Source organism: Chryseobacterium sp. RLHN22 (genome assembly GCF_051011795.1).
GTDB classification, from domain to species: Bacteria; Bacteroidota; Bacteroidia; order Flavobacteriales; family Weeksellaceae; genus Chryseobacterium; species Chryseobacterium zhengzhouense.
On sequence record NZ_JBPCHW010000015.1, the window covers coordinates 42,885 to 63,923 of the forward strand.

General features: G+C 34.1%; 20 protein-coding genes. 4 read left to right on the plus strand and 16 right to left on the minus strand.

Annotated elements, in window-relative coordinates:
- Positions 1-72: 72 nt before the first annotated feature.
- Positions 73-462, minus strand: a complete 390-nt coding sequence (locus tag ACR1PN_RS14640; RefSeq protein ID WP_433980638.1) for a hypothetical protein — start codon at positions 460-462, stop codon at positions 73-75.
- A gap of 241 nt (positions 463-703) precedes the next feature.
- Between ACR1PN_RS14640 and mfd the strand changes: the two genes are divergently transcribed.
- From mfd to pth, 3 genes are all read left to right on the plus strand, one after another.
- Positions 704-4,066: a transcription-repair coupling factor gene (gene mfd / locus ACR1PN_RS14645; protein WP_433980639.1), complete on the plus strand. Its 3,363-nt coding sequence runs from the start codon at positions 704-706 to the stop codon at positions 4,064-4,066.
- Between the two features lie 309 nt (positions 4,067-4,375).
- On the plus strand, positions 4,376-5,302 hold the full coding sequence (locus tag ACR1PN_RS14650; RefSeq protein ID WP_433980640.1) for a hypothetical protein: 927 nt from the start codon (positions 4,376-4,378) through the stop codon (positions 5,300-5,302).
- 88 nt (positions 5,303-5,390) lie between these two features.
- On the plus strand, positions 5,391-5,954 hold the full coding sequence (pth, locus tag ACR1PN_RS14655) for an aminoacyl-tRNA hydrolase (RefSeq protein WP_433980641.1): 564 nt from the start codon (positions 5,391-5,393) through the stop codon (positions 5,952-5,954).
- Positions 5,955-6,013: 59 nt separating this feature from the next.
- Here pth and ACR1PN_RS14660 read toward each other — a convergent pair whose 3' ends face one another.
- The 10 genes from ACR1PN_RS14660 to ACR1PN_RS14705 form a co-directional block, all read right to left on the minus strand.
- The gene (locus ACR1PN_RS14660; protein ID WP_378176439.1) at positions 6,014-6,649 is read right to left on the minus strand and encodes a carbonic anhydrase family protein; all 636 of its coding nucleotides are present in this window, start codon (positions 6,647-6,649) and stop codon (positions 6,014-6,016) included.
- A gap of 53 nt (positions 6,650-6,702) precedes the next feature.
- A complete protein-coding gene (locus tag ACR1PN_RS14665) occupies positions 6,703-8,319 on the minus strand; it encodes a SulP family inorganic anion transporter (RefSeq protein ID WP_433980642.1) in 1,617 nt (538 codons plus the stop codon).
- Positions 8,320-8,462: 143 nt separating this feature from the next.
- Positions 8,463-8,762 (minus strand): hypothetical protein, encoded by a 300-nt coding sequence (locus ACR1PN_RS14670; protein ID WP_378176445.1) that lies wholly within the window; start codon positions 8,760-8,762, stop codon positions 8,463-8,465.
- Positions 8,763-8,784: 22 nt separating this feature from the next.
- Positions 8,785-9,453, minus strand: a complete 669-nt coding sequence (locus ACR1PN_RS14675; RefSeq protein ID WP_378176448.1) for a carbonic anhydrase — start codon at positions 9,451-9,453, stop codon at positions 8,785-8,787.
- 159 nt (positions 9,454-9,612) lie between these two features.
- Positions 9,613-10,164: a serine acetyltransferase gene (locus ACR1PN_RS14680; RefSeq protein ID WP_378176451.1), complete on the minus strand. Its 552-nt coding sequence runs from the start codon at positions 10,162-10,164 to the stop codon at positions 9,613-9,615.
- Positions 10,165-10,175: 11 nt separating this feature from the next.
- Positions 10,176-11,327: a glycosyltransferase gene (locus ACR1PN_RS14685; RefSeq protein ID WP_433980643.1), complete on the minus strand. Its 1,152-nt coding sequence runs from the start codon at positions 11,325-11,327 to the stop codon at positions 10,176-10,178.
- 73 nt (positions 11,328-11,400) lie between these two features.
- Positions 11,401-12,294: a glycosyltransferase family 2 protein gene (locus tag ACR1PN_RS14690; protein ID WP_433980644.1), complete on the minus strand. Its 894-nt coding sequence runs from the start codon at positions 12,292-12,294 to the stop codon at positions 11,401-11,403.
- A complete protein-coding gene (locus ACR1PN_RS14695; RefSeq protein ID WP_433980645.1) occupies positions 12,294-13,448 on the minus strand; it encodes a glycosyltransferase in 1,155 nt (384 codons plus the stop codon). Before ACR1PN_RS14695 ends, ACR1PN_RS14690 begins: the two co-directional genes overlap by 1 nt.
- 95 nt (positions 13,449-13,543) lie before the next feature.
- Entirely contained in the window at positions 13,544-14,350 is an 807-nt protein-coding gene (locus ACR1PN_RS14700) for a glycosyltransferase family 2 protein (RefSeq protein WP_433980646.1), read from the minus strand.
- Between the two features lie 8 nt (positions 14,351-14,358).
- Positions 14,359-14,928: an acyltransferase gene (locus ACR1PN_RS14705; RefSeq protein WP_433980647.1), complete on the minus strand. Its 570-nt coding sequence runs from the start codon at positions 14,926-14,928 to the stop codon at positions 14,359-14,361.
- Positions 14,929-14,998: 70 nt separating this feature from the next.
- On the opposite strand from ACR1PN_RS14705, the gene ACR1PN_RS14710 reads away from it, so the two are divergent.
- A complete protein-coding gene (locus ACR1PN_RS14710; protein WP_433980648.1) occupies positions 14,999-16,006 on the plus strand; it encodes a glycosyltransferase in 1,008 nt (335 codons plus the stop codon).
- Positions 16,007-16,009: 3 nt separating this feature from the next.
- Here ACR1PN_RS14710 and ACR1PN_RS14715 read toward each other — a convergent pair whose 3' ends face one another.
- From ACR1PN_RS14715 to ACR1PN_RS14735, 5 genes are all read right to left on the minus strand, one after another.
- Positions 16,010-17,026 (minus strand): glycosyltransferase family A protein, encoded by a 1,017-nt coding sequence (locus ACR1PN_RS14715; RefSeq protein WP_433980649.1) that lies wholly within the window; start codon positions 17,024-17,026, stop codon positions 16,010-16,012.
- 19 nt (positions 17,027-17,045) lie between these two features.
- On the minus strand, positions 17,046-17,732 hold the full coding sequence (locus ACR1PN_RS14720) for an NAD-dependent epimerase/dehydratase family protein (RefSeq protein WP_433980650.1): 687 nt from the start codon (positions 17,730-17,732) through the stop codon (positions 17,046-17,048).
- Positions 17,733-17,891: 159 nt separating this feature from the next.
- Positions 17,892-18,980, minus strand: a complete 1,089-nt coding sequence (locus ACR1PN_RS14725; RefSeq protein WP_433980651.1) for a hypothetical protein — start codon at positions 18,978-18,980, stop codon at positions 17,892-17,894.
- A complete protein-coding gene (locus ACR1PN_RS14730; protein ID WP_433980652.1) occupies positions 18,970-19,824 on the minus strand; it encodes a hypothetical protein in 855 nt (284 codons plus the stop codon). Before ACR1PN_RS14730 ends, ACR1PN_RS14725 begins: the two co-directional genes overlap by 11 nt.
- Before the next feature lie 3 nt (positions 19,825-19,827).
- Positions 19,828-20,886, minus strand: a complete 1,059-nt coding sequence (locus ACR1PN_RS14735; RefSeq protein ID WP_433980653.1) for an acyltransferase family protein — start codon at positions 20,884-20,886, stop codon at positions 19,828-19,830.
- Positions 20,887-21,039: the final 153 nt, after the last annotated feature.

Here is a 21,039-nt window from a genome sequence, read left to right on the forward strand (position 1 = left end):
CCAATTAATTTAAATAAAAAACCCACCTCCAAAGTCGGAAGCGGGTAAACATATGAATGAATTATTGTCAGATTACCTTGTACAGTTTGCTCTCCATGTTTTGCCATCTGCAGTGTAAAGCATTTTTAATTCGTTATTGTCGATTCTTACGTATACAAGTGCTGTAGAATTTACCATTACCAAAGTATTATCACCTTGTTTCTGGAATTCAAGACCGTTCAGATCAGGAATTCCGTTTGAAAATCTGAAGTTGTACTTAGTTCCACTTGCGATTTTTGTGACAAAAACTTCCCCGTTATCCGTAGAGATGTCATTGTCGTTGTCGGTGTAAGCAATGCTTCCTTTATAAGTTCCCGCAAAGAAGTCGTTGTCTGCCGGATCATCATCGTCACTACATGATGAAAGCGAGAAGGCTGTGAATAGAAGAATGAATACTCCTAAAATTTTGAATACATTTTTCATAATATTTATTTTTTGGTTTGTGAGTAATGAATTTTCAAAGAATGTGCCTAAATTGAATTTGTGAATAATTTTAACTTTTTTTAAACAAAATTTTCTAAAAATTAAGAGAATAATGTTTTTGGGTTGAAATTTGATTGGTTTTGTCTAAAAGGTTAAAAATAAAAAATAACGTATCTTTGACATATCAAACGGTTTCGGAAATATCCCGAAATCGCTTTTGTCGTTTATATCTACATTATTTATGCAGCTAAAAAATATCAGTGAAAACTTCCTTCCCGACTTACTTAAAAAAGAATTTGGCAAAGAAATTTTCGCACAAATTGATACCCGATCTCACCTTTCAGTAAGGGGAACCGCGGGTTCTTCAGCTTCGGTTTTTGCGGCCGAACTTTTTCTTACCTACAAAAAAAATCTGCTTTTTCTTGTTGATGATAAAGAGGAAGCATTATATGCAAATAGTGAGATGGAAGATCTGCTCGGAAAAGAAAATGTACTCTATTTTCCGGCAACTCACATGGAACCTTATCAGGTTGAAAAGACTCAGAATGCCAATCTGGTTTTGCGAACTGAAGTTTTAAATAAAATAAATTCTGAAAAGTCACAAAAAGTCATAGTAGCTTACATCGGCGCATTGTCTGAAAAAGTTCTTAAAAAAGAGGATTTTAAAGCAATTTCCCATCATATAAAAACCGGAGACCAGCTCGATTTTGATTTTGTAGATGAACTGCTGAATCATTATCAGTTTCATCAGACTGATTTTGTTTCTGAGCCGGGAGAGTTTTCTGTGCGTGGCGGAATTGTTGATGTTTTTTCTTACTCCAATGAAAAACCTTATCGAATCACTTTCTTTGGAAACGAAGTGGAAAATATTAAGACTTTTGACATTGAAACTCAGCTTTCTGTGGATAAAGTAGATGAGTTTCAATTGGTTTCAAATATGAATTTTTCAGTTTCGGGGACAAAAGTTTCGTTGCTTGAAGTTTTACCGGAAGACAGCCTGATTGTTTCGAAAAACGGAATTGTTGGTCTTCAGAAACTTCGTTCTTTTTATGAAAAAGCTTTAGAAAAATATGAAGGTTTAAGCAAAGATATTTCGCATAGAACACCACAGGAATTATTTATTTCTGACCAGGAATTTCTTTTTGATTATAAAAAATTCAAAACGATTGATTTCAGTGCTGTGGGAATTGAGGAAATAAAATCTAAAGAAATCAGGCTCAATCAGACTGTTCAGCCGTCTTTTCATAAAAATTTTCAGTTGCTGATTGAAGATTTACAGGAAAAAAAAGAAGAAGGTTTTGATCTTTGGATTTCATTTTCCAGCGATAAACAGAAAGACAGATTAGAATCTATTTTTGAAGAGCTTGGTCATCAGATTGCATTTAAAAGTTTTAAATCTGAGCTTCACGAAGGTTTTGTAGATACGGATCATAAAGTTTTAGTGTATACCGATCACCAGATTTTTGACCGTTACCAGAGATACAAAGCCAAAAATGCTTTTGCAAAATCAGAACAATTGACTTTGAAAGATTTAATGTCTCTTAAAGTTGGCGATTATATTGCTCACATCGATCACGGAATCGGAAAATTCATGGGACTAGTGAAAGTGAACAATGACGGTAAAATTCAGGAATGTTTCAAACTAACCTATAAAAATGGCGATTTACTTTACGTAAGTATTCATTCGCTTCATAAAATTTCGAAATACAACGGTCCCGACGGAAAAGAAATTGTTCTAAGCAAGCTCGGTTCACCGACCTGGAAATCTTTAAAACAAAAAACCAAAGCAAAAGTTAAGCAGATTGCTTTTGACCTGATTAAATTATATGCCGAAAGAAAAACGGCAAAAGGTTTTGCTTTTACACCGGATTCTTATTTGCAAAATGAGCTGGAAGCTAGTTTCGTTTACGAAGATACTCCGGATCAGGAAAAAGCAACCATCGATGTGAAAACCGATATGGAAGCCGAAACGGTAATGGACCGCTTGGTTTGTGGAGATGTAGGTTTCGGTAAAACTGAAGTTGCAATTCGTGCTGCATTTAAAGCTGCAACAGACGGAAAACAGGTGGCTGTTTTGGTTCCGACCACAATTTTGGCATTTCAGCATTACCGAAGTTTTAGAGACAGACTGAAAGATTTCCCCGTTAATATTTCTTATCTGAACCGTTTCAGAACAGCAAAGCAAAAAAATGAAACTATTGAAGGCTTAAAAACCGGAAAAATTGATATTGTCATAGGAACGCATCAATTGGCTTCAGACAAAATTAAATTTAAAGATTTAGGCTTACTGGTCATTGATGAAGAACATAAATTTGGAGTAGCCGTAAAAGACAAACTGAAAACTTTAAAAACTAATATTGATACGCTGACTTTAACGGCAACACCGATTCCGAGAACACTGCAGTTTTCTTTAATGGCTGCAAGAGATTTATCGGTGATAAAAACTCCGCCACCAAACAGGCAGCCTGTAGAAACACAGATTGTAGGTTTTAATGAGGAGCTGATTCGTGATGCGGTTTCTTATGAGCTTCAGCGTGACGGACAGGTATATTTTATCAACAACAGAGTTGAAAACCTGAAGGATATTGCGGGCTTGATTCAAAGACTCGTTCCTGATGCAAGGGTAATTACCGGTCATGGACAAATGGATGGAAAGCAGCTTGAGCAAAACGTTCTGGATTTTATGGAAGGGAAATACGATGTTTTGGTTTCTACAACAATTGTTGAAAGTGGAGTAGACGTTCCGAATGCGAATACGATCTTCATTAATGATGCACAACGTTTCGGGATGGCAGATTTACACCAGATGAGAGGAAGGGTAGGACGAAGCAATAGAAAAGCTTTCTGTTATCTGATTACGCCGCCTTTTGATATGATGACTTCCGATGCAAGGAAAAGACTGGAAGCCATTGAACAGTTTTCAGATTTGGGAAGCGGTTTCCAGATTGCAATGAAAGATTTGGAAATTCGTGGAGCCGGAGATTTATTGGGTGGCGAACAAAGCGGATTTATCAATGAAATGGGTTTTGAAACCTATCAAAAACTAATGCAGGAAGCTTTGGAAGAATTAAAAGATGATGAAAACTTCGGAAATCTTTTTGAAAACGAAGAAGATCGCCAGAAATTATTCAAGTCTGTAAAGGAAGTGAATATCGATACCGATCTCGAACTGATGTTGCCTGATTCTTATGTGTCGAGTACAGAAGAAAGATTGCTGCTTTACCAGAAATTGGCTGAAATCGATAATGAAAAAGATCTTCAGAAGTTTGAAGCCGAGTTGAAAGACCGTTTCGGAACTTTACCGGAAGAAGCAGTTAATTTATTAAAAAGTGTTGCCCTGAAATGGCTTGCTGCAGATATTGGTTTCGAAAAAATTGTCATGAAAAACGGCGTTTTCCTTGGGTATTTTCCGGGTAATCCGCAGGATAAATTTTATCAGACCGAGAAATTCAGACATATTATTACCTATTTAACCCAAAATCCGGCACAAGCTCAATTGAAAGAAAAAGCTGGAAAAGAAGGGAATAATCTGATGATGCGAAAAGATAAAGTGAAGAATGTAGATGAGGTGAATGTCTTGCTGAAATCTATATTAGGAATTTAATTAGCTAGTAAATAAATAATTAAAGCCATATAAATCTTGTTTTTAGGTGGCTTTTGTCTTTTTAACAATTTAGTCTGTCAGCTAATTATCCTATATGCTTCAATATTTATAAGTCCTTCTTTTTTATTTGATCTATCTGTATGATTCTCAAAATTATCCGGTTTTGGATCAAACGCAAGCATAAAAGTATATATAAAAGATGTTATAAAGAGTTTTTTTGTTGATGGTTTTGTTAGAATATTAATAAAAATATGATTTTTATACAAAAAAAAATTATATTTGTGGAAAAATAAATAATCCCCTTTAGAAATGAAAAGATTTTTCTATTTTGTTTTAATCATCGCAGGGTTTTCTTCTATAAACTCTTGTAAAGATATGACCAATGAAGAAGGAGATCCGCTTTTGGATCTTAATGAAAACACGGGTTTGATTGGTCCGAGAGCGCTTTCAAGAGAGATCACCGACTTTGGAACGATTGCTGAATATCAATACAGCGGTCTGCTTCTTACAAAAGTTCTTACAGAAAAAGGTTCTGTGAAAAATGTGGAATGGAGTGGCGATAAAATCAGTAAGGTAACATTTAATGGTTTTATGGATTTGGATAATGATGGTACAATAGATGCCGACAGCATTTCTTATACTCAGCAATATACATACGGAAACTTAGGAAGATTAACATTAATCTCTGAAAACAGATCTGTTTACAGAAGATTAGCACCAGTTCCTCCTGCAACAGTAGGTCCCTATGCTCTTTACGAAAAAACAAAAGCAGAATATAATCTTACTTATAGTTCTACGACAGCAAAATTGGCATTAATCGTAATGAAAAGAGGGAAAGATATTATACCTTTTGCATACACAGATTATACAAAAGCAAATTACACTTATTTAGGAGATAATGTTTCTAAAGTAACAAAAGAAGTGGGGCTTCTTACCAACGGTACAACATTTGAACCACCTGTGGAAAATTATGAATTTGGATTTACCAATTACGATTCCCAAATCAATGGTTATACACTTTTACCATTTGAATACAAGGTTTCAGTGCTTATTGATACAAAAATCAATGATGAAAGAAGTTTAATTTTGTCGCCAAACAGCCCGAGAAGAATTTCTATGACAGATTTGACGGAGCCGATTCCTAACCCTATTGTGGTCTCTACAAATTATAAATACGATCCGCAGACTTACATGATTCAGGGGTTTGGAGTAAATTACTTCTATAAACCGATGTAATCATTAATTTTTAAAAATATTTTAGAACTCAATCCGATAAGGATTGAGTTTTTTATTTCAGAACCCTTAATTTTGCAAAAAATTTCTCATGAAATATCTAATTGTAGGTCTTGGTAATAAAGGCACAGAATACGAAAATACACGTCATAATATAGGTTTCAAGGTTGCTGAAAAAATTGTGGAAACTTTAGAAACATCATTCAATACAACCAATTTCGGCTGGATGGCAGAAGGAAAATATAAAGGAAGAAAAGTTTTGGTTTTAAAACCTGATACGTATATGAATCTGTCTGGAAATGCCGTGAAATACTGGATGCAGAAAGAAAATATTCCTTTAGAAAATATATTGATCATTACTGATGATCTCGCTTTGCCTTTCGGAACGTTAAGAATGAAGATGAAGGGTTCTGATGCAGGTCATAACGGACTGAAAAATATTCAGGAGGTTTTGCAAACTCAGAATTATGCGAGACTGCGTTTTGGAATCTCTGCTGAGTTTTCTGAAGGTAAACAAGTCGATTATGTCTTAGGTACATGGAATGCAGAAGAAAATGAGAAGCTGTCCGAGAGAATTGAAAAGTTTTCAAAAGCGTGTCTGTCTTTTGTTTTTGCAGGAATTAACAATACCATGTCTGCTTTTAACGGGAAATAGAACAAGTTCGGGCGGAAGCAAAGCTTCCGCCCGAACTTTTATGAAAGATGAATGTTTGCTTATAGCCATGTTACAACGCCGGTTTCAACGTCATAGTTTGCACCAACGATTTTGATTTTACCTTCCTCCTCCAGTCTTTTCAGAGTAGAGCTTTGTTTACGGATGTCCTCAATTGCATGCTTTACATTATGCTGATTCAGCCTTTCCAGAAGTGCTGCGTTGGCAGAAGAACGCTCTTCGCCATCTTCGATGATTGTATTAATGATCGGATCAAAATGGTTGATCAGGTGGTTTAGGTTATCCATTCCCATTCCCTCGATTTTAGCAGCATCAAGACCACCTTTCAAAGCTCCGCATTTTGTGTGACCTAAAACAACGACCAGTTTAGAGCCTGCTACATTACAGCCAAATTCCATTGATCCTAAAATATCCTGATTTACAAAATTTCCTGCAATTCTGATACTGAAAACATCACCCAATCCCTGATCAAAGATAAGTTCTGCAGAAGTACGGCTATCGATACAGCTTAAAACTACCGCAAATGGCCACTGACCTTCACGTGTAGCATTTACCTGCTCCAAAAGATCTCTGTTTGCCTTTAAATTGTTTACAAATCTTTGGTTTCCTTCTTTTAAAAAGTCTAATGCTTTTTCCGGAGTGATCGTTGACTGAGTTTCGTACGTATGTGCTTTCATATTTTTATTTTTTTGAATTATTTTTAAAGTTAAAAAATTTATTTTGTTTGAGCTTACATTGCTCTTTTATGGGTAATGACGATGTGAGAGTCTTCATCAGTTTCATAATCTTTATACGAAGTTTTGAAGCCTAATAGTTCCACATTAATATCTTCTTCTTTCGCTCTGATGTTGGCAAAATCCTGGATCATTTCCAGAACATCTGTTGCGATATATGATGTTCCTCTCGCATCAATCGTTACCGTAGAGTTTGATTTAATGTTTTTCAATGTCTTTTTAATAGCAGCTTTATTTAAGAAAGATACTTCTTCAGCCAATTTTATTGTAATTGCGTCTGCATTACTCAGTTTCTCTCGGCTTAAATAATATGCACGTTTCATATTTCCCTGTAAAATATAAAAAACCGAAATCGCCAAACCAATTCCTACACCTTTCAGTAAATCGGTTGCTACAATCGCAACTACGGTTGCCACAAAAGGAATGAACTGGAATTTTCCTAAATGCCAGAAATGTTTAAATGTTGCAGGTTTTGCCAATTTATATCCCACCAAAAGTAGAACCGCAGCAAGCGTTGCCAAAGGTATTAGATTTAAAATCACCGGAATTGACAATACACAAACTAATAATAAAAATCCGTGTATAATAGCAGAGATTTTCGAAGTTGCTCCTGCATTAGCATTTGCCGAACTTCTTACTACAACCGATGTCATTGGAAGTCCACCAATGAACGAACTTACAAGGTTTCCGATTCCCTGGGCTTTTAATTCTAAATTGGTATCGGTAATTCTTCTCTGAACATCCAGACGGTCTGAAGCTTCAATACAAAGTAAAGTTTCAATTGATGCGACAATGGCAATTGTTGCACCTGCAATCCAAACTTTTGTGTTTGTGAAGCCATTAAAATCAGGAAGTGTAATCAGGTTTTTAAAGTCATCAAAACCTTTAGGTACAGGTAAATTAACCAAATGTTCTTTACCGATTGCCAAAGAACTTCCGGATAATTTAAAAAGTTCATTTAATAAAATTCCTACAACAACAGCAACTAAAGCTCCAGGAAGCATTTTCATTCTTTTTAAAGTTGGAATTTTGTCCCAAGCTAAAAGTAAAGAAATTGAAACAATAGTTACAATTACTGCTCCCGGCTGAATATCATTTATTGCATCTTGGAAATATTGAAATAATTCTTTGAAGTAATTCAAATTGATTCCTCCCTTAAATAATTTTTCATTTCCTTCATAATCTGTATCAATTCCTAATGCATGGGGAATTTGTTTTAAAATAATAATAATTCCGATGGCAGCAAGCATTCCCTCAATCACATTGTTTGGGAAATAATTGGAAATACTCCCCGCTCTTATAAAGCCTAAAATCAGCTGAATAATACCAGCAATAATACCAGCGCACAGAAACAGTTCGAAAGCTCCCAAATCGGTAATTGCCGTTAAAACAATGGCGGTAAGACCTGCGGCGGGTCCCGAAACTGAAATGTTTGAGTTACTGATCGAGCCGATCACCAAACCTCCCACGATACCTGCGATAATGCCGGATAATGGTGGCGCACCGGATGCTAAAGCAATTCCCAGGCATAAAGGAAGAGCTACTAAAAATACAACGAGGCCTGAAGGGAAATTCTCCTTAATTCCTCCAAATAATGAGTTTGTTTTTTTCATGACAGCGAAAAATACTTAGTGTAACCGTTGGATCTTAATTAAAATATTAACTAAAACTTACAGTAAATTGGAAATTAATTTAAAAAGACATCTATTCAACATCAAAATCTGATATGAATATTTTATTGGTCTGTGAAGAAAAATTAAGCTTCCGGAGGCGGAGAAAATATGGTGAGAAATGGGGATAGATGACAAGAATCATCGATCAATACAAAGGATCTGCGTTCGAGATCAGGCTCGAAAAACTTCAGAAAATCATGTACGTTCAGAGTCTTGGGTAAAGTCTTCTCATAAACCGTAAATGATGAATAATGAGAGTGTGTTTCTTCTTCGTTCAGAATTACATTCGTTCTCTGTAATTTCCACCCGCAAATTGCAGCGATGCTCGGCAAGGCTGTAAAGTTGATGATGAACAGTAATGTAATGATGCTCCAGAATTTCATTTTCACTCAAATTTTAGAAAGATTATTTCGTCTTTCTGCTCATGACCCAATCTGAACTTGTAAGGTTATAAATCTTTTGAATGTCTTTCAGAATCTCTTCGAAATCGATTTTCAAGTCAATAATTTTACCCGTTCTGAGGTCAAAAACCCAGCCGTGAACAATAGGATACTCTTCTAAGATATATCTTTCCTGCACACAGGCCATCTTAATAACGTTAATACATTGCTCCTGAACATTAAGTTCCACAAGCCTGTCGTAACGTTTGGTCTCATCATTGATAGAATCTAGTTCGGTCTGGTGAAGCCTGTACACATCACGAATGTTTCTCAGCCACGGATTTAAAAGTCCTAAATCCTGTGAGGTCATCGCTGCTTTCACACCACCACAGTTGTAATGCCCGCAAACTATAATGTGTTTTACCTTCAGGTGCTCTACTGCATACTGAATGACAGCAGTGGAACTCATATCTAAAGTGTTAACAACATTAGCAATGTTTCTGTGGACAAAAACTTCTCCCGGTTTGGCTCCCATGAGTTCTTCGGCTGTTGCTCTGCTGTCTGAACACCCTATGTAAAGATATTCAGGATTTTGAGTTTTAGCAAGATCTTCAAAGAAATTCGGGTTATCTGCTACCTTAGATTCTACCCATTTTCTGTTGTTTTCAAAAATAACTTCGTACGAATTCTTCATTAATTAAAAATTTTAAAGAGTATAATTATTTATTTCGTGTAAATTATTTTCAAATTCAATAGACTGAATCAATAATTATACAAAAGTATTAATTTTGCTGAATTATCAAACATTTTTTAACAAAGTTTAATAAAGATAAAGATATGATAAAATTCAGGTTTATATTTTGTTATTTATATACCCTTCTGTAGCATTTTCATTAGAATAAATCTTTGCGGGATTTCCTGCTACAACCGAATTTGCCGGAACATCAAAATTCACATAGGCATTCGGAGCGATCAAAACATTACTCCCTATATTCACTTTTCCTACGATCACAGCGTTCGGACCGATCCAGACCTCATCACCAATCACCGGAAAACCAGCATTCTTTCCGCGATTTTGTTGTCCTATTGTTACACCCTGAGCGATATTGCAGTTTTTGCCAATTTTTGTTTTTGGATTGATCACAAGACTTCCCCAATGCCCCAGATAAAATCCTTCACCGATTTCGGTTTCGGGATAAATCTGGAATCCGTATTTAATCTGAAAATGTCTTAAAACAATTCGCCAGTACAATCCTAAAAAAGGAGTCTTATTATATTTCTGGGTTTTTCTGAAAATATAAATGAAGTGAAGATTCGGATTCAGGCATTTCTTCAAGATCTGAAAGTTTGATAGCCATTTCCCGCTTTCCCGATAAAAATCTTTTTGAATAATTGTATAACTCATTTAACTGTTTTTTAAACGTTATCAATAATTTCCTGAAGATGCGCCACAGATTTTTCCAGTACAAAAGGAAGTTCAGCCGAAGCGATTTCTTTTCTGTATTGGTCTGCGAGTTCCAGATTGGTCAACATCTTTTTCATGCCTTCGTAGATTCCGGCTTCAGAGTTTGGCGTGATCATTCCCAGTTTCCCATTCTGGAGAAGATCTTTTATCCCTGAAACATCGGTAGATACAATGGGCTTGTTTAAAATCAAAGCTTCAGCAATTATTGTTGGGAAGCCTTCATGTCTTGAAGACATGATATAAAAATCAGCTTTTTTCAGATAAGGATAGGGGTTGTCTCTGAAACCAAGCATTTTAACAGTTTTCATGAGGTTCAGATCGTTAAGCTTTGTATAGATGTTTTCAAAATCAAAACCGTCACCGATAATAATAATCTGGTGCTTTAATCCTTCATCTATCAATTTTTTATGCACATCCAGAAGCCTGTCGTAACCTTTTTGGGGGTAAACTGTTCCGATCGTAATAAAAGTTGGAATGGTATTGGAAAAAGGATAGTCATCGATTTCTACATTTGCTTTCCGTAAGGTGTCATTCTTATCTATCGGATTAAAAATTTGAATAACGGCCTGTCGTTGCTTTCTATCTTCTGCAACTTTCTGCATTTCCTCTTTGAGTTTATTTGAGATCACCAGAATTTTATCAAATTTGAAAAACTGTTTGATGACCTCGGGCGTATATTCTTTAAGATTAAAAATATCATTCTGTATCCAGATGATTTTTTTTGAATTGCTCTGCGGACTAGAAAGAATTTCCCTGTACATTCCATGGATGGCTCCAATTTCCACATCATATTTTTTATTTTTCAACACAAAACGATATAGAAGCCATGGAAACCATAAAAACATTTTCTGATAAAGTACTCTGAATATTTTTACAGGAATTTCATGGGGTTTATTGGTGGTGATCATTTCCCCTTTAAGTAGATAATACAGATTAACCCAAGACGGAACCTCTTTTATGTACATTCCCGTGTAAAGATTGATCAATAAATCTATTTCGTATTTGTCCTCCGGAAGATTTTTGAGAAAATTAATCAAAACTTTCTCGGCGCCACCGTGACGGAGTGAGCCAATGCGGATTAAGATCTTCTTTTTTTGTGACATAAATTTAAATTTATATTCTTTTAAATAATCTTTAACGGGCAGCAAATTAATATTCTAAAAATAATTTTTTTCATTAAATTAATTTTGATACAGGATAGAGCAGGGTTGCCAATAATTTTACAGGAGCAGAATTGAGTTCAGAAATTGTTCTTCCGAAACTTCTTCGATCAGTTGCTGAAAATTTTAAATATCCACCCAGATTTCTCAGGACGGGTACAGGATTGGTCCATAATTTTGAGCTATACGTGTTCAGAAAAGCTTTGTAGTTTTCTGCGAGCCCAAAAGCGTTTTTTTTATCATAAAACTGGTTGGCGAGAGATTGCTCGTCATTTTCATCTCTGTAATAGATACGGCTTATTTTATTGATACAATAATGAAACCCCAGTGTGTCAAACTGAAATTGAAAAACTCCTTCGGGAATAAATCCCTTACCGCTAAGTTTTTCAAGGTCAAGCTCCATTTTTTTATAAATTTCTACTTTTCCCATTCCCCATTTATCTCCCTTTACATTGTATTTGTAACGCATATCGAATATACTGCAGATAAGAGGGTCTTTAGGAAATTTATCCCCGACAATTTTTCCATTTTGATCCTGACAAAGAGAGGATACAAAAACAATATTTTGTTTATCGTCTATTTCTTTCCATTTTTCTACGAGTACTTCCAGGGCATCATCCAGCAATGCATCGTCCGAATCGAGAGGTGAAAAATAGGTTCCTTCAGAAAGTTCAATTCCTCTGAAAAATGTTATAAACTTGTGTTGGTTTTCGTGATGATAATATCGGATTTGAAAATCTGCTTTTTCCTTAAATTGTTTTACCAATACATCAGTACCATCTGTAGACCCGTCATCTATAATCAGCCATTCGAAATCTTTGAAAGTTTGTCTTTGCAAAGAGTCAAAAACCCGGGGAAGTGTATGAGCCCGGTTATAAGTTGGTGTAAGAATTGTGACTAAGGGTTTCATTATTGTTTCAGCTGGTATTGTTTTTCGAAAACAGATGTTACCTGACGATAAATCTCATCATTATCAAATTTTGTTACAGAAACTTTAGCGCTGGTTTTTATTTTCTCAACAAGGGTTTTATCAGTCAGGAAAAGTTTCATACCCTGATAGATGGATTCCTCATTTGGTTCTACCAGTAAACCATCATAATTATGCTCGATCATCTCTGGGATACCGCCTACATTGGTGCTGATAACAGGAATTTCAAGACCCATGACTTCTCCAATAGTTAACGGATAAGATTCGGATTCAGAAGGAAATATAAAATAGTCTGAATTTTTTATATATGGATAAGGATTAATTTGTGAGTCTAAAAGAAGGTAAGATTTTTCTACATCAAGATCTTTAGCCTGGGTTTTCAGATTTTCCATCTCAGAGCCTCCGCCAATTACTGCAATAGAGTGTTCAAATCCATCATCTAAAAGTCTCTTGTGAACTTTCATAAGTGTATGGTAATTTTTCCGGATGTGAAGTCTTCCCATAGACGAAAAAACGGGTCTTTGATCGAAAGAAACAGGGAAATCTAAGGATTTTTTTCTTGCTTCGTCAATTTTAATCGCATTATAAATTACACAACTATTGGGGTATTCTATATGGTACAACTCTTTAATGACATCTCTTGTCTGTAGCGATCCGAAAATAACCCAGTCAAATTTTTTAAGGCTCGTAATTCTGCTCATAACACGTTTTTGGTCAGGATCATAGGAAACATCGCTATGAAACCATGCAATTTTTCTTGCCTTCATTGGGCTGTTTAAAACTGCGTCAAAATCGGTATATCCTGATGCGACTTCAATGTCGAAATCTGTTTTAATGAATTTACGGAAGAGTGCCTTGGGATTTTTGCGGTAATACCACAGGATGATGGCTCTTTTCACCAACTGGGCAAATTTGATCAGTTTATTGGAACTCATGTCTTCTCTGCCTTTCTCCACGGTGATTACTCTGATATGTGGTGGAATTTCATGCCTGAGCTCTCCCTGGAAAGTGTTGAGAAGCAGTGTAATATCAAATAAATCTTGCGGCAGATTTTGAAACAGATCCAGAATTACCCGCTCCACACCTCCCATCTCCATGGAACGATGGTAGAACAGAACTTTTATTTTTTTGGGCATTTGTGTGTTTTAAAATTAATCTTTAAAAGACAAATATAAGATTGTTTTATCTAATTTCTCTCCGACTTGTTTAGGAAATTCTATTGAGAACAATTTTACCGGGAAAATTTTCTGAGAACTTTGGCATAAAAGCTATTTTGTTTCTCTTTCAAAAAACTGGGTAAATTGTCGATATCATTTATTTTTCGGCTAAAAATTTTTTCTAGATTTCTTCTTTTTGCAGAGTTTAGAATGACTTTATGCCAATTATGATGGAGTTTGTCTTTTTTTGAAGCCTCCTGTGACACACCTTTATCATGCAATCGATAATAATAGGTCGGGGTATTAATAAACGTTATTTTTCCGACTTCATAAAGCTTTAGATAGAGATCCTGGTCAACAGCAGAAGTGAGTTCGGGATTGATGCCTTCTGTTTTGTTATACGCCTCTTTCTTAAAAGTAAAAAAATGATTTATTTCGAGAAAAATATTGAAAAAAGATTTATTTCCATTCTTCACAGCACGTGAATGTTGGAATAAACGAACAGGCTTTAGCTCACTGTCACATAGGTGAAATTTCGAATAGGTTGCAACATTGCCCATATGGTGATTATCAATGCTCAACTGAACTGCATTTTCAGCAAGTGCATCATCTGGATCTAAAAAGCCACAGATCTCACCGGACGCTAATTCTGCACAACGTTTTTTAGTATATCCGACCCCTTTGTTTTCTTCATTGCGGAATAGGCGAAATCTTTTGTCATATTGGGTAAGCTCAGATATTTTTAAGAATGAATCGTCAGAAGAATGGTCATCAACGAGTATAACTTCGAAATTTTGGTATGTCTGGTTGAGAATGCTTTTGTAGCAGTCTTTAAAATAATCATAATTGTTATAATGGGCAATAAGAATAGAAAAAAGCATGACAAACTTTATTTTATGAACGGAATAATATTGTGGTTCTGTTGATTAATAATAAGCGAATTGGCAGGAACATCTTTATGAATCACACATCCCGCTCCAATAATCACATTGTCACCAATTGTTACATCCTTCAAAATAGTGACGTTTGCTCCTGTCCAGACATTGTTTCCTAATTTTACTTTTCCAATGTTAAAATCTGTTTTTGAAACAGAAAATGGTTGTTTTTCGTAATGGTGGTTATGATCAAAAATTTTCATTCCTTCTCCCAGAATGCAGTTTTTTCCAATTTCTATTTCTCCGAGACAAGAGATCGTAGCTCTTGTTATGTACGTATCGTCTCCAATACTTATTTTACCATTGGCTTTAACCGTAATATAATTTGACTGGTTAATGGTCACGTTTTTCCCAAATTGAAATTCAGCTTCGGGAGAAATGTCAAGAAAATTAGCAGAACCTAATTTGAAAGACTGATGAACAGAACTTTTACGGGTAAAAAAGAGATCCCGGTTTTTTGCATTAATGCAGCTATTTGCAAAATTCTTTATTTTTATGAAACACAGACCTAAAACCTTTTTCATCTAAGATGTTTTATTCAAAAGTATTAAATATTCTTTATAGTTTTGTAATAATTAAAGGAAAAACAACTTGATGATACCCAACCAACCATTAGTCAGTATTAATATTCCAGTTTTTAAATGTGAGAAATACATCCTTCGATGTCTGGAATCTGTAAAAAATCAGACCTATAAAAATTTAGAAATTATTTTGGTTAATGACTGTACTCCGGATGAAAGTATGACGATTATCAAACAATTTGTAAATGAAAATCCTGATCTGACGGTAAAAGTTTATGAACATGAAAAAAACTCTGGACTTTCTGTGGTGAGAAATACCGGGATAAATGCATCTGTTGGCGAATATATTTATTTTCTAGATAGCGATGATGAGATCACTGAAGATTGCATTGCACTGCTTGTTGAGAATGCTTTGAAAACTGATGCACAAATCACCATTTCACAAAACCAATGGATAAACACTTTTGATAGCACAACGAAAGATTTTGGTTTTCCTACGACGGCAGATAAAAAATATTATAATGACAGGCTTGAGATTTTTTCTGTTTACAGTAACGGCGGTTTCCCTTCTTCATCCTGGAACAAATTAATCAAACGTGACTTTATTGTTGATCATGAAATTTACTTTGTACCGGGATTATTTGCACAGGATGAATTGTGGTTTTTTGATCTTCTTCTGAAAGCCGACACACTCTCAGTGATTGACAATATCACATATCTGTATTATCTTCACGGTGAATCTGTCATTTTTAACAGAACAAAAAAGAATTTTGAAAATTTCCTGACCATTTTAGAGTATTTTACCAAAGCTTATCAAAGGGAGAAAAATGTCACATTAAAAAAGCTGATCAAAACGAAGGTCATTCTGTTTAAAGAAATGGTTCTGATTATGCAGTGGAAAGCCTTAAAAGACAGAGATTATCTTAAAGCAAATATAGCCAGAATGCAGAAATTGACGAGATTGAGTATGGCTGATTATTTTAAATCTGATTTTAATACAGATATAAAAAAGAAGAATTTTTTTCACAATATTTCCGCAGGGCTTGCAACGAAATTATTTATCTGGCGATTTGAAAGGTAAATGTTATTTTTTGAATTTATAAAACAAAAAAAGGAAAGGAAAGGTACACATTACTATAGAATTATAAATTTTGCTGAAGCCTTTAAATTGTGATTTTACGGTGTGCTTTTCGAGATGATTATAAGAATCCCGAAGCCTTTTTTTCTGGAATACTTTTTCTTCAGTATTCATACTCTCAGAAAAACGATGATATATTTTGATGGCATTCACCAGATTTTTGTAAGCTGTCAGTTCAAAAATCGATTTTCTTGACGAATAGATGTTTTTGTCTTTAAAAATTTTTCTTAATAAGACATCTGTTCTTACAATATCTATTTTTTTTACAGATGGCATTTTAGCAGAAGAATCTGGATGTATGTAATGTGTATATACAGCATCACAACTGCCGATAAACTTTGCATTTTCGAAAATCATTCTTTCTACTATTTCATCTGCATTTAGTAGAGGTTCTGTAAATCTGAATGAATGAGATTTGAAAACTTCCTTGCGGTATAATCCTCTGATGTGAATGTCATATTTGCCAACGGTTTTTTTTATTGCATCTTTACCAGAGATTTTTCGGGAAATAAATTGAGTGTGATTCTTAAAACTCATGTCGAGATTAATAATATATTTCAGCTGTCCCGTTGTAAATCTTGTGTCTACAATCGGAGTAACAATATCTAAATCGGGCGATTGACAGAAAGTGTTAAAACATTTTTCAATAGTATTAAGTTCGATGAGATCATCATGATCAAACAAAAAAATAAACTCTCCGGATGCCTTATCTTGTCCATAGGCTTTAGAATATTGTGCATACTTTTGATTTTCTTTTGTATAGACTTTTACTCTAGAATCCCGCTTTTCGAAATAAAGCAGCTCTTCTAAAGTAGAATCTGTAGAACCGTCATTTACACAGATGAATTCTATATTTGGATAGGTTTGATTAAGAAGGCAGTTCATCGACGACTTTACAAAATTGCCAAGTTGTACAGAATTGTAGTAGGTTGTTATGATTGAGATTAAAGGTAGATCTTGCATGGGGGGTGATTATAAATGCTTATAAAGTCGGATAATATTTTCTTAATATATTTTTGAAATATATTTCTTTGTTATTTAAATTGTTTTCGACAAAATAATTTTCAATATCCGGAATATTAATGTCGTATCCAGATCCACTTCTGTGGAGATTTATATCTACTTTTTTACCGTAAAACTGTTCTACAATCTCAAGAATTTCAATAATCGAATAATTTTTGATATAAGCAACATTTACAACTCTGTTTAATTTCTGACTATCAATGAGAGAAAAAGTAACATTTTTAATATCATCGACATCGATGAGGTTACGGGTTGCTTTTGTGTGAACATTTATGGTTTCGTTATTGTTGACAGCCCGTATAATGTAATTGATCAGCAAATTAGGATTTCCTCCTTTTCCCACTGCATTGCTTACTCTTAGAATAAGAAATTTTGAACACAGTTTTTTTATAAGCTGCTCCATTTTCAGTTTGTGAAGCACATAGTCACTACCTGTTTTTGAAGAATCATATATACTGCAGGTAGAGAAGTAAACAAAAATCTTTTCCTCGTTTCCTGCAATCGTATTTTTTATCAGATTTTCTTCTCTTAAAAACTCTTCAGGTTTTGTTTCTAACGAATTGGATACTCCGGATGCAAAGAAAATAGTATTTTCTCTATCGTTATTTGTAAATAGTGAGGCAATAAGACCGTTACCAATAATCATTTTCGATTTTATTTTGTGTTTAATTATATGTAGTTAAAAATAGATTATATATTACGACTGTTAATACAAAGATAAGTAAAGGTTATTTTCAGAGTTTATCTATTTTGAAATAAACAATTCTTAAGTATTAACACAATAAATATTGTTATTTTATCGGAATTAATGAGATAAATAATAATTGTTATGAGAAAGAATATTATTTAATGATATTAAGATTTGTAAGGTATACATAAAAATTATTAGGTATTTATAAAATTTAATTTTTTTTGTTTCTAAATTATTGGCTATCAATCCTAAAAAAAATAAAAAACAAAATGGGAATAGGAGTCTAATATTGAGAATATCAATTTTTGTATAGAAATAAGAAGCCCATAAGAAAAAGAGATAGAACAGGCCGACAAATATAAAATATAAGTTTTCTGTCTTTTTCTCTCTCCAGATTGTAAAAATACGATTAATGTATATTACTGATAAGATGATGAAAATAATGATTACTACAAAAAAAGGAGTTCTGCCATATATATTTCCAAAAAAAGGATTTACTGCCTGCAAAGTATTAAAAAGGCTTAATCGTAAATTGATGTTAAGGTCACCTAATGCAGCTCGATTTCCTGTAAAATATCCCGTCAATTGATAATTTGCATACAAATATAATAAGGCTAAAATTATCGAAAAAAAAGCAGAGTAAATAAAAAATAAAAACTTTCTTTGCTTTGTGTAAATATACATTAAGGCTCCGAATAGAAAAGTACCTATTATCATATATACCATTGAATATTTTGTAATAAACAAAAGAAATAGTAATAAGGTATGATATATGATATAAATATTATTTTCACCTTTAGTATTCCAAAATTTTCTTTGTAAGACAAAAATAGCTGTCATTAGCGGAATCAAGACGGCTTCTGACCATGAGTTACTAAGAATTGAAAAGAAAAACCATGATAAAGAGAATAACCAAAGGATCTTCCATTCTTCAATATATTTTTTAGTGATTAAGAAAAAACTGAGAATGCAGATTACATTGATAATCTTAGATGTTACAAAATAACTTCCACATATGAACGATGCAATTCTTAGCAAGAAAGGATAAAAGATAGGAAATAAGCTTTCAGAAATCTTAGGAAGTTGTGATGCTATTCCATAATATGATCTGCTATCATTTGTTTCTGTAATAAAAAAATATGAGGTAAATAAGATATATAAAACCTGAATAACTGGAATTAAAACATATAGTTTACTTTTCATAAAATTCTTTAATTTTCTTATGTCCCACATGCAATATTACCTCTTCACCCAAACCCTCATTTCCCTCACAAAGACACCATTGTTTTGGTAGGATGTATGGGTAAATCCCTGTCTTCCATGCAGTTTTCCACATGACTAAAGAAGATCTCGAAGGGTCGTTTTTCATAATTTCTGCACAGGTTTTATAAAAAAGGTTGCCTCTTTCATCATTTTTCCACAGAGTCATTGGGCTTTGGTTGTAAGAATGCCCGAGTCCTAAGCTCTCATCTTGTATTGGTTTTGCATCTTTAGACCAAATCATATCCTGTCTGAGCAGTTGTCTGTCATTATCCGGAACACAGAACCCAAATTTTTTGGTGAGATAGATCAGAGCAATAATATCGCTGGAAACAACCTTCATATCAGAATCTAAAACACATTTAAAGTCTGCATCTGACTGATTAAGTGACAGAAATTTAAAGTAATCTGCCGTCCGGTAGCCATATCGCTCATGCTCTGAATCGACAACAGGAGATTGGGTTTTGATCAGGTTTACCCCATCAATTTTCAGATCAAAGTCAGAATACACGGTATATGTTGCATTGGGAAAGTATTCTTTTAAAGTTCTGAGAGATGGGTCTAATCTGGATTCGTTATTTTGAAAATCTGCGCCGCCGCCGTTTACTCTTTGTTCTCCGAATTCTGAAAATAAAAATTCGATACTTATGGAATTGATAAATTCTTTATCCGTCTCTGAGAAAGGAATATTTCTAAAAGGTTTTCTCTTTTTTTTGTTGACGGCAAAAGCATCTCCTTTCAGAATTGCCCACGCACGTCCCAGTCTATACAGCAAAGTTCCAATCATTTTTTATCGAATAGAAAAGTTTATTTTTTTTATTTTTTCACGGAGTGGTTTTTCTATCAACAGATAGCTGAGAGCAGAAAAAAACAGTAATGCCGTCACGCCACATAAAAATAGTTTCAGATCTCCGGAAATATTTAGCTTTTGTAAAGCATATTCTGTGAAGCCAAACACAGGGATCTGTAATATATAAATACCATAACTTATCTCTCCTAAAAATACGAAAATTTTCTTGCTGAAAATTTTTGTTATTATCCCGGTATTTAATGATATGAAAATAATCAATGGTATGAAAATCAAAGCTAATAAGCCATCGTGGTAATTCAAATATTCAGGACGGAAAATGAGCGCTAAAGGAATAAGGCAAAATAACAGCAAAATTATCCAATCATAGTTGCCGGACCTGTTCTTCAAATGCTGTATGAAAAATAATCCTGCAAGATTCCCTGCAAGAAACTGATTAATGTGCATCAGCGGGAAATATAGAAGAAATCTTTTTGTAACAGATTCATTGATGATTACCCAATTATCATTTATTGCACAAAAAAGAAATATCTGCGTAAAAAGCCAAATCAAAAAAATGGGTATTAACAGTTTTGTTATTTTATATTTCCGGTAGAAAAAGTTGAACATTAACGGAAATACTGCGTAGAATAAAAATTCTACGGATAATGACCATCCCGTAAGATTAACAGTGAAAACTTTTTCCGGAAACCACGCCTGCAACATGAAAATATTTAAGACTAAATCAATAAGGCCAAAACCTTCTCTTGGATCGAAAGTCTGCAAAATAAGCATAAGTATAATTGCAAATAGATACAAAGGATAGATTCTTGAGAATCTGTTTTTGAAGTAAGAAGGTGGATCGATGCTTTTTTTGTTACCATACGCAATAATCATCACAAAACCGGATAAAATAAAAAAAAAGCTAACCCCGATATTTGCCTGTGTGAGAATTTTGCTGACCAAAGGCTGGGAAAAAATATTGAGCGGTCTTCCAAAGTGGTAGGCAACAATAGCGATTGCTGCTACAAATCGGGTGAAAGTAAGTTGATCAATCTTCATACAGATTCTTGGGAAATAAAGTTTTTCATCAAAGTTCCAAAGCTTTCGTATTTTTAAATGATTTTAAAAATACCTTTGGTGCACAATACATTCTCCGAAATAGAAAAATGATTTTGGCAAATATAGTAAGATTAATTTTATAATGAATTTCTT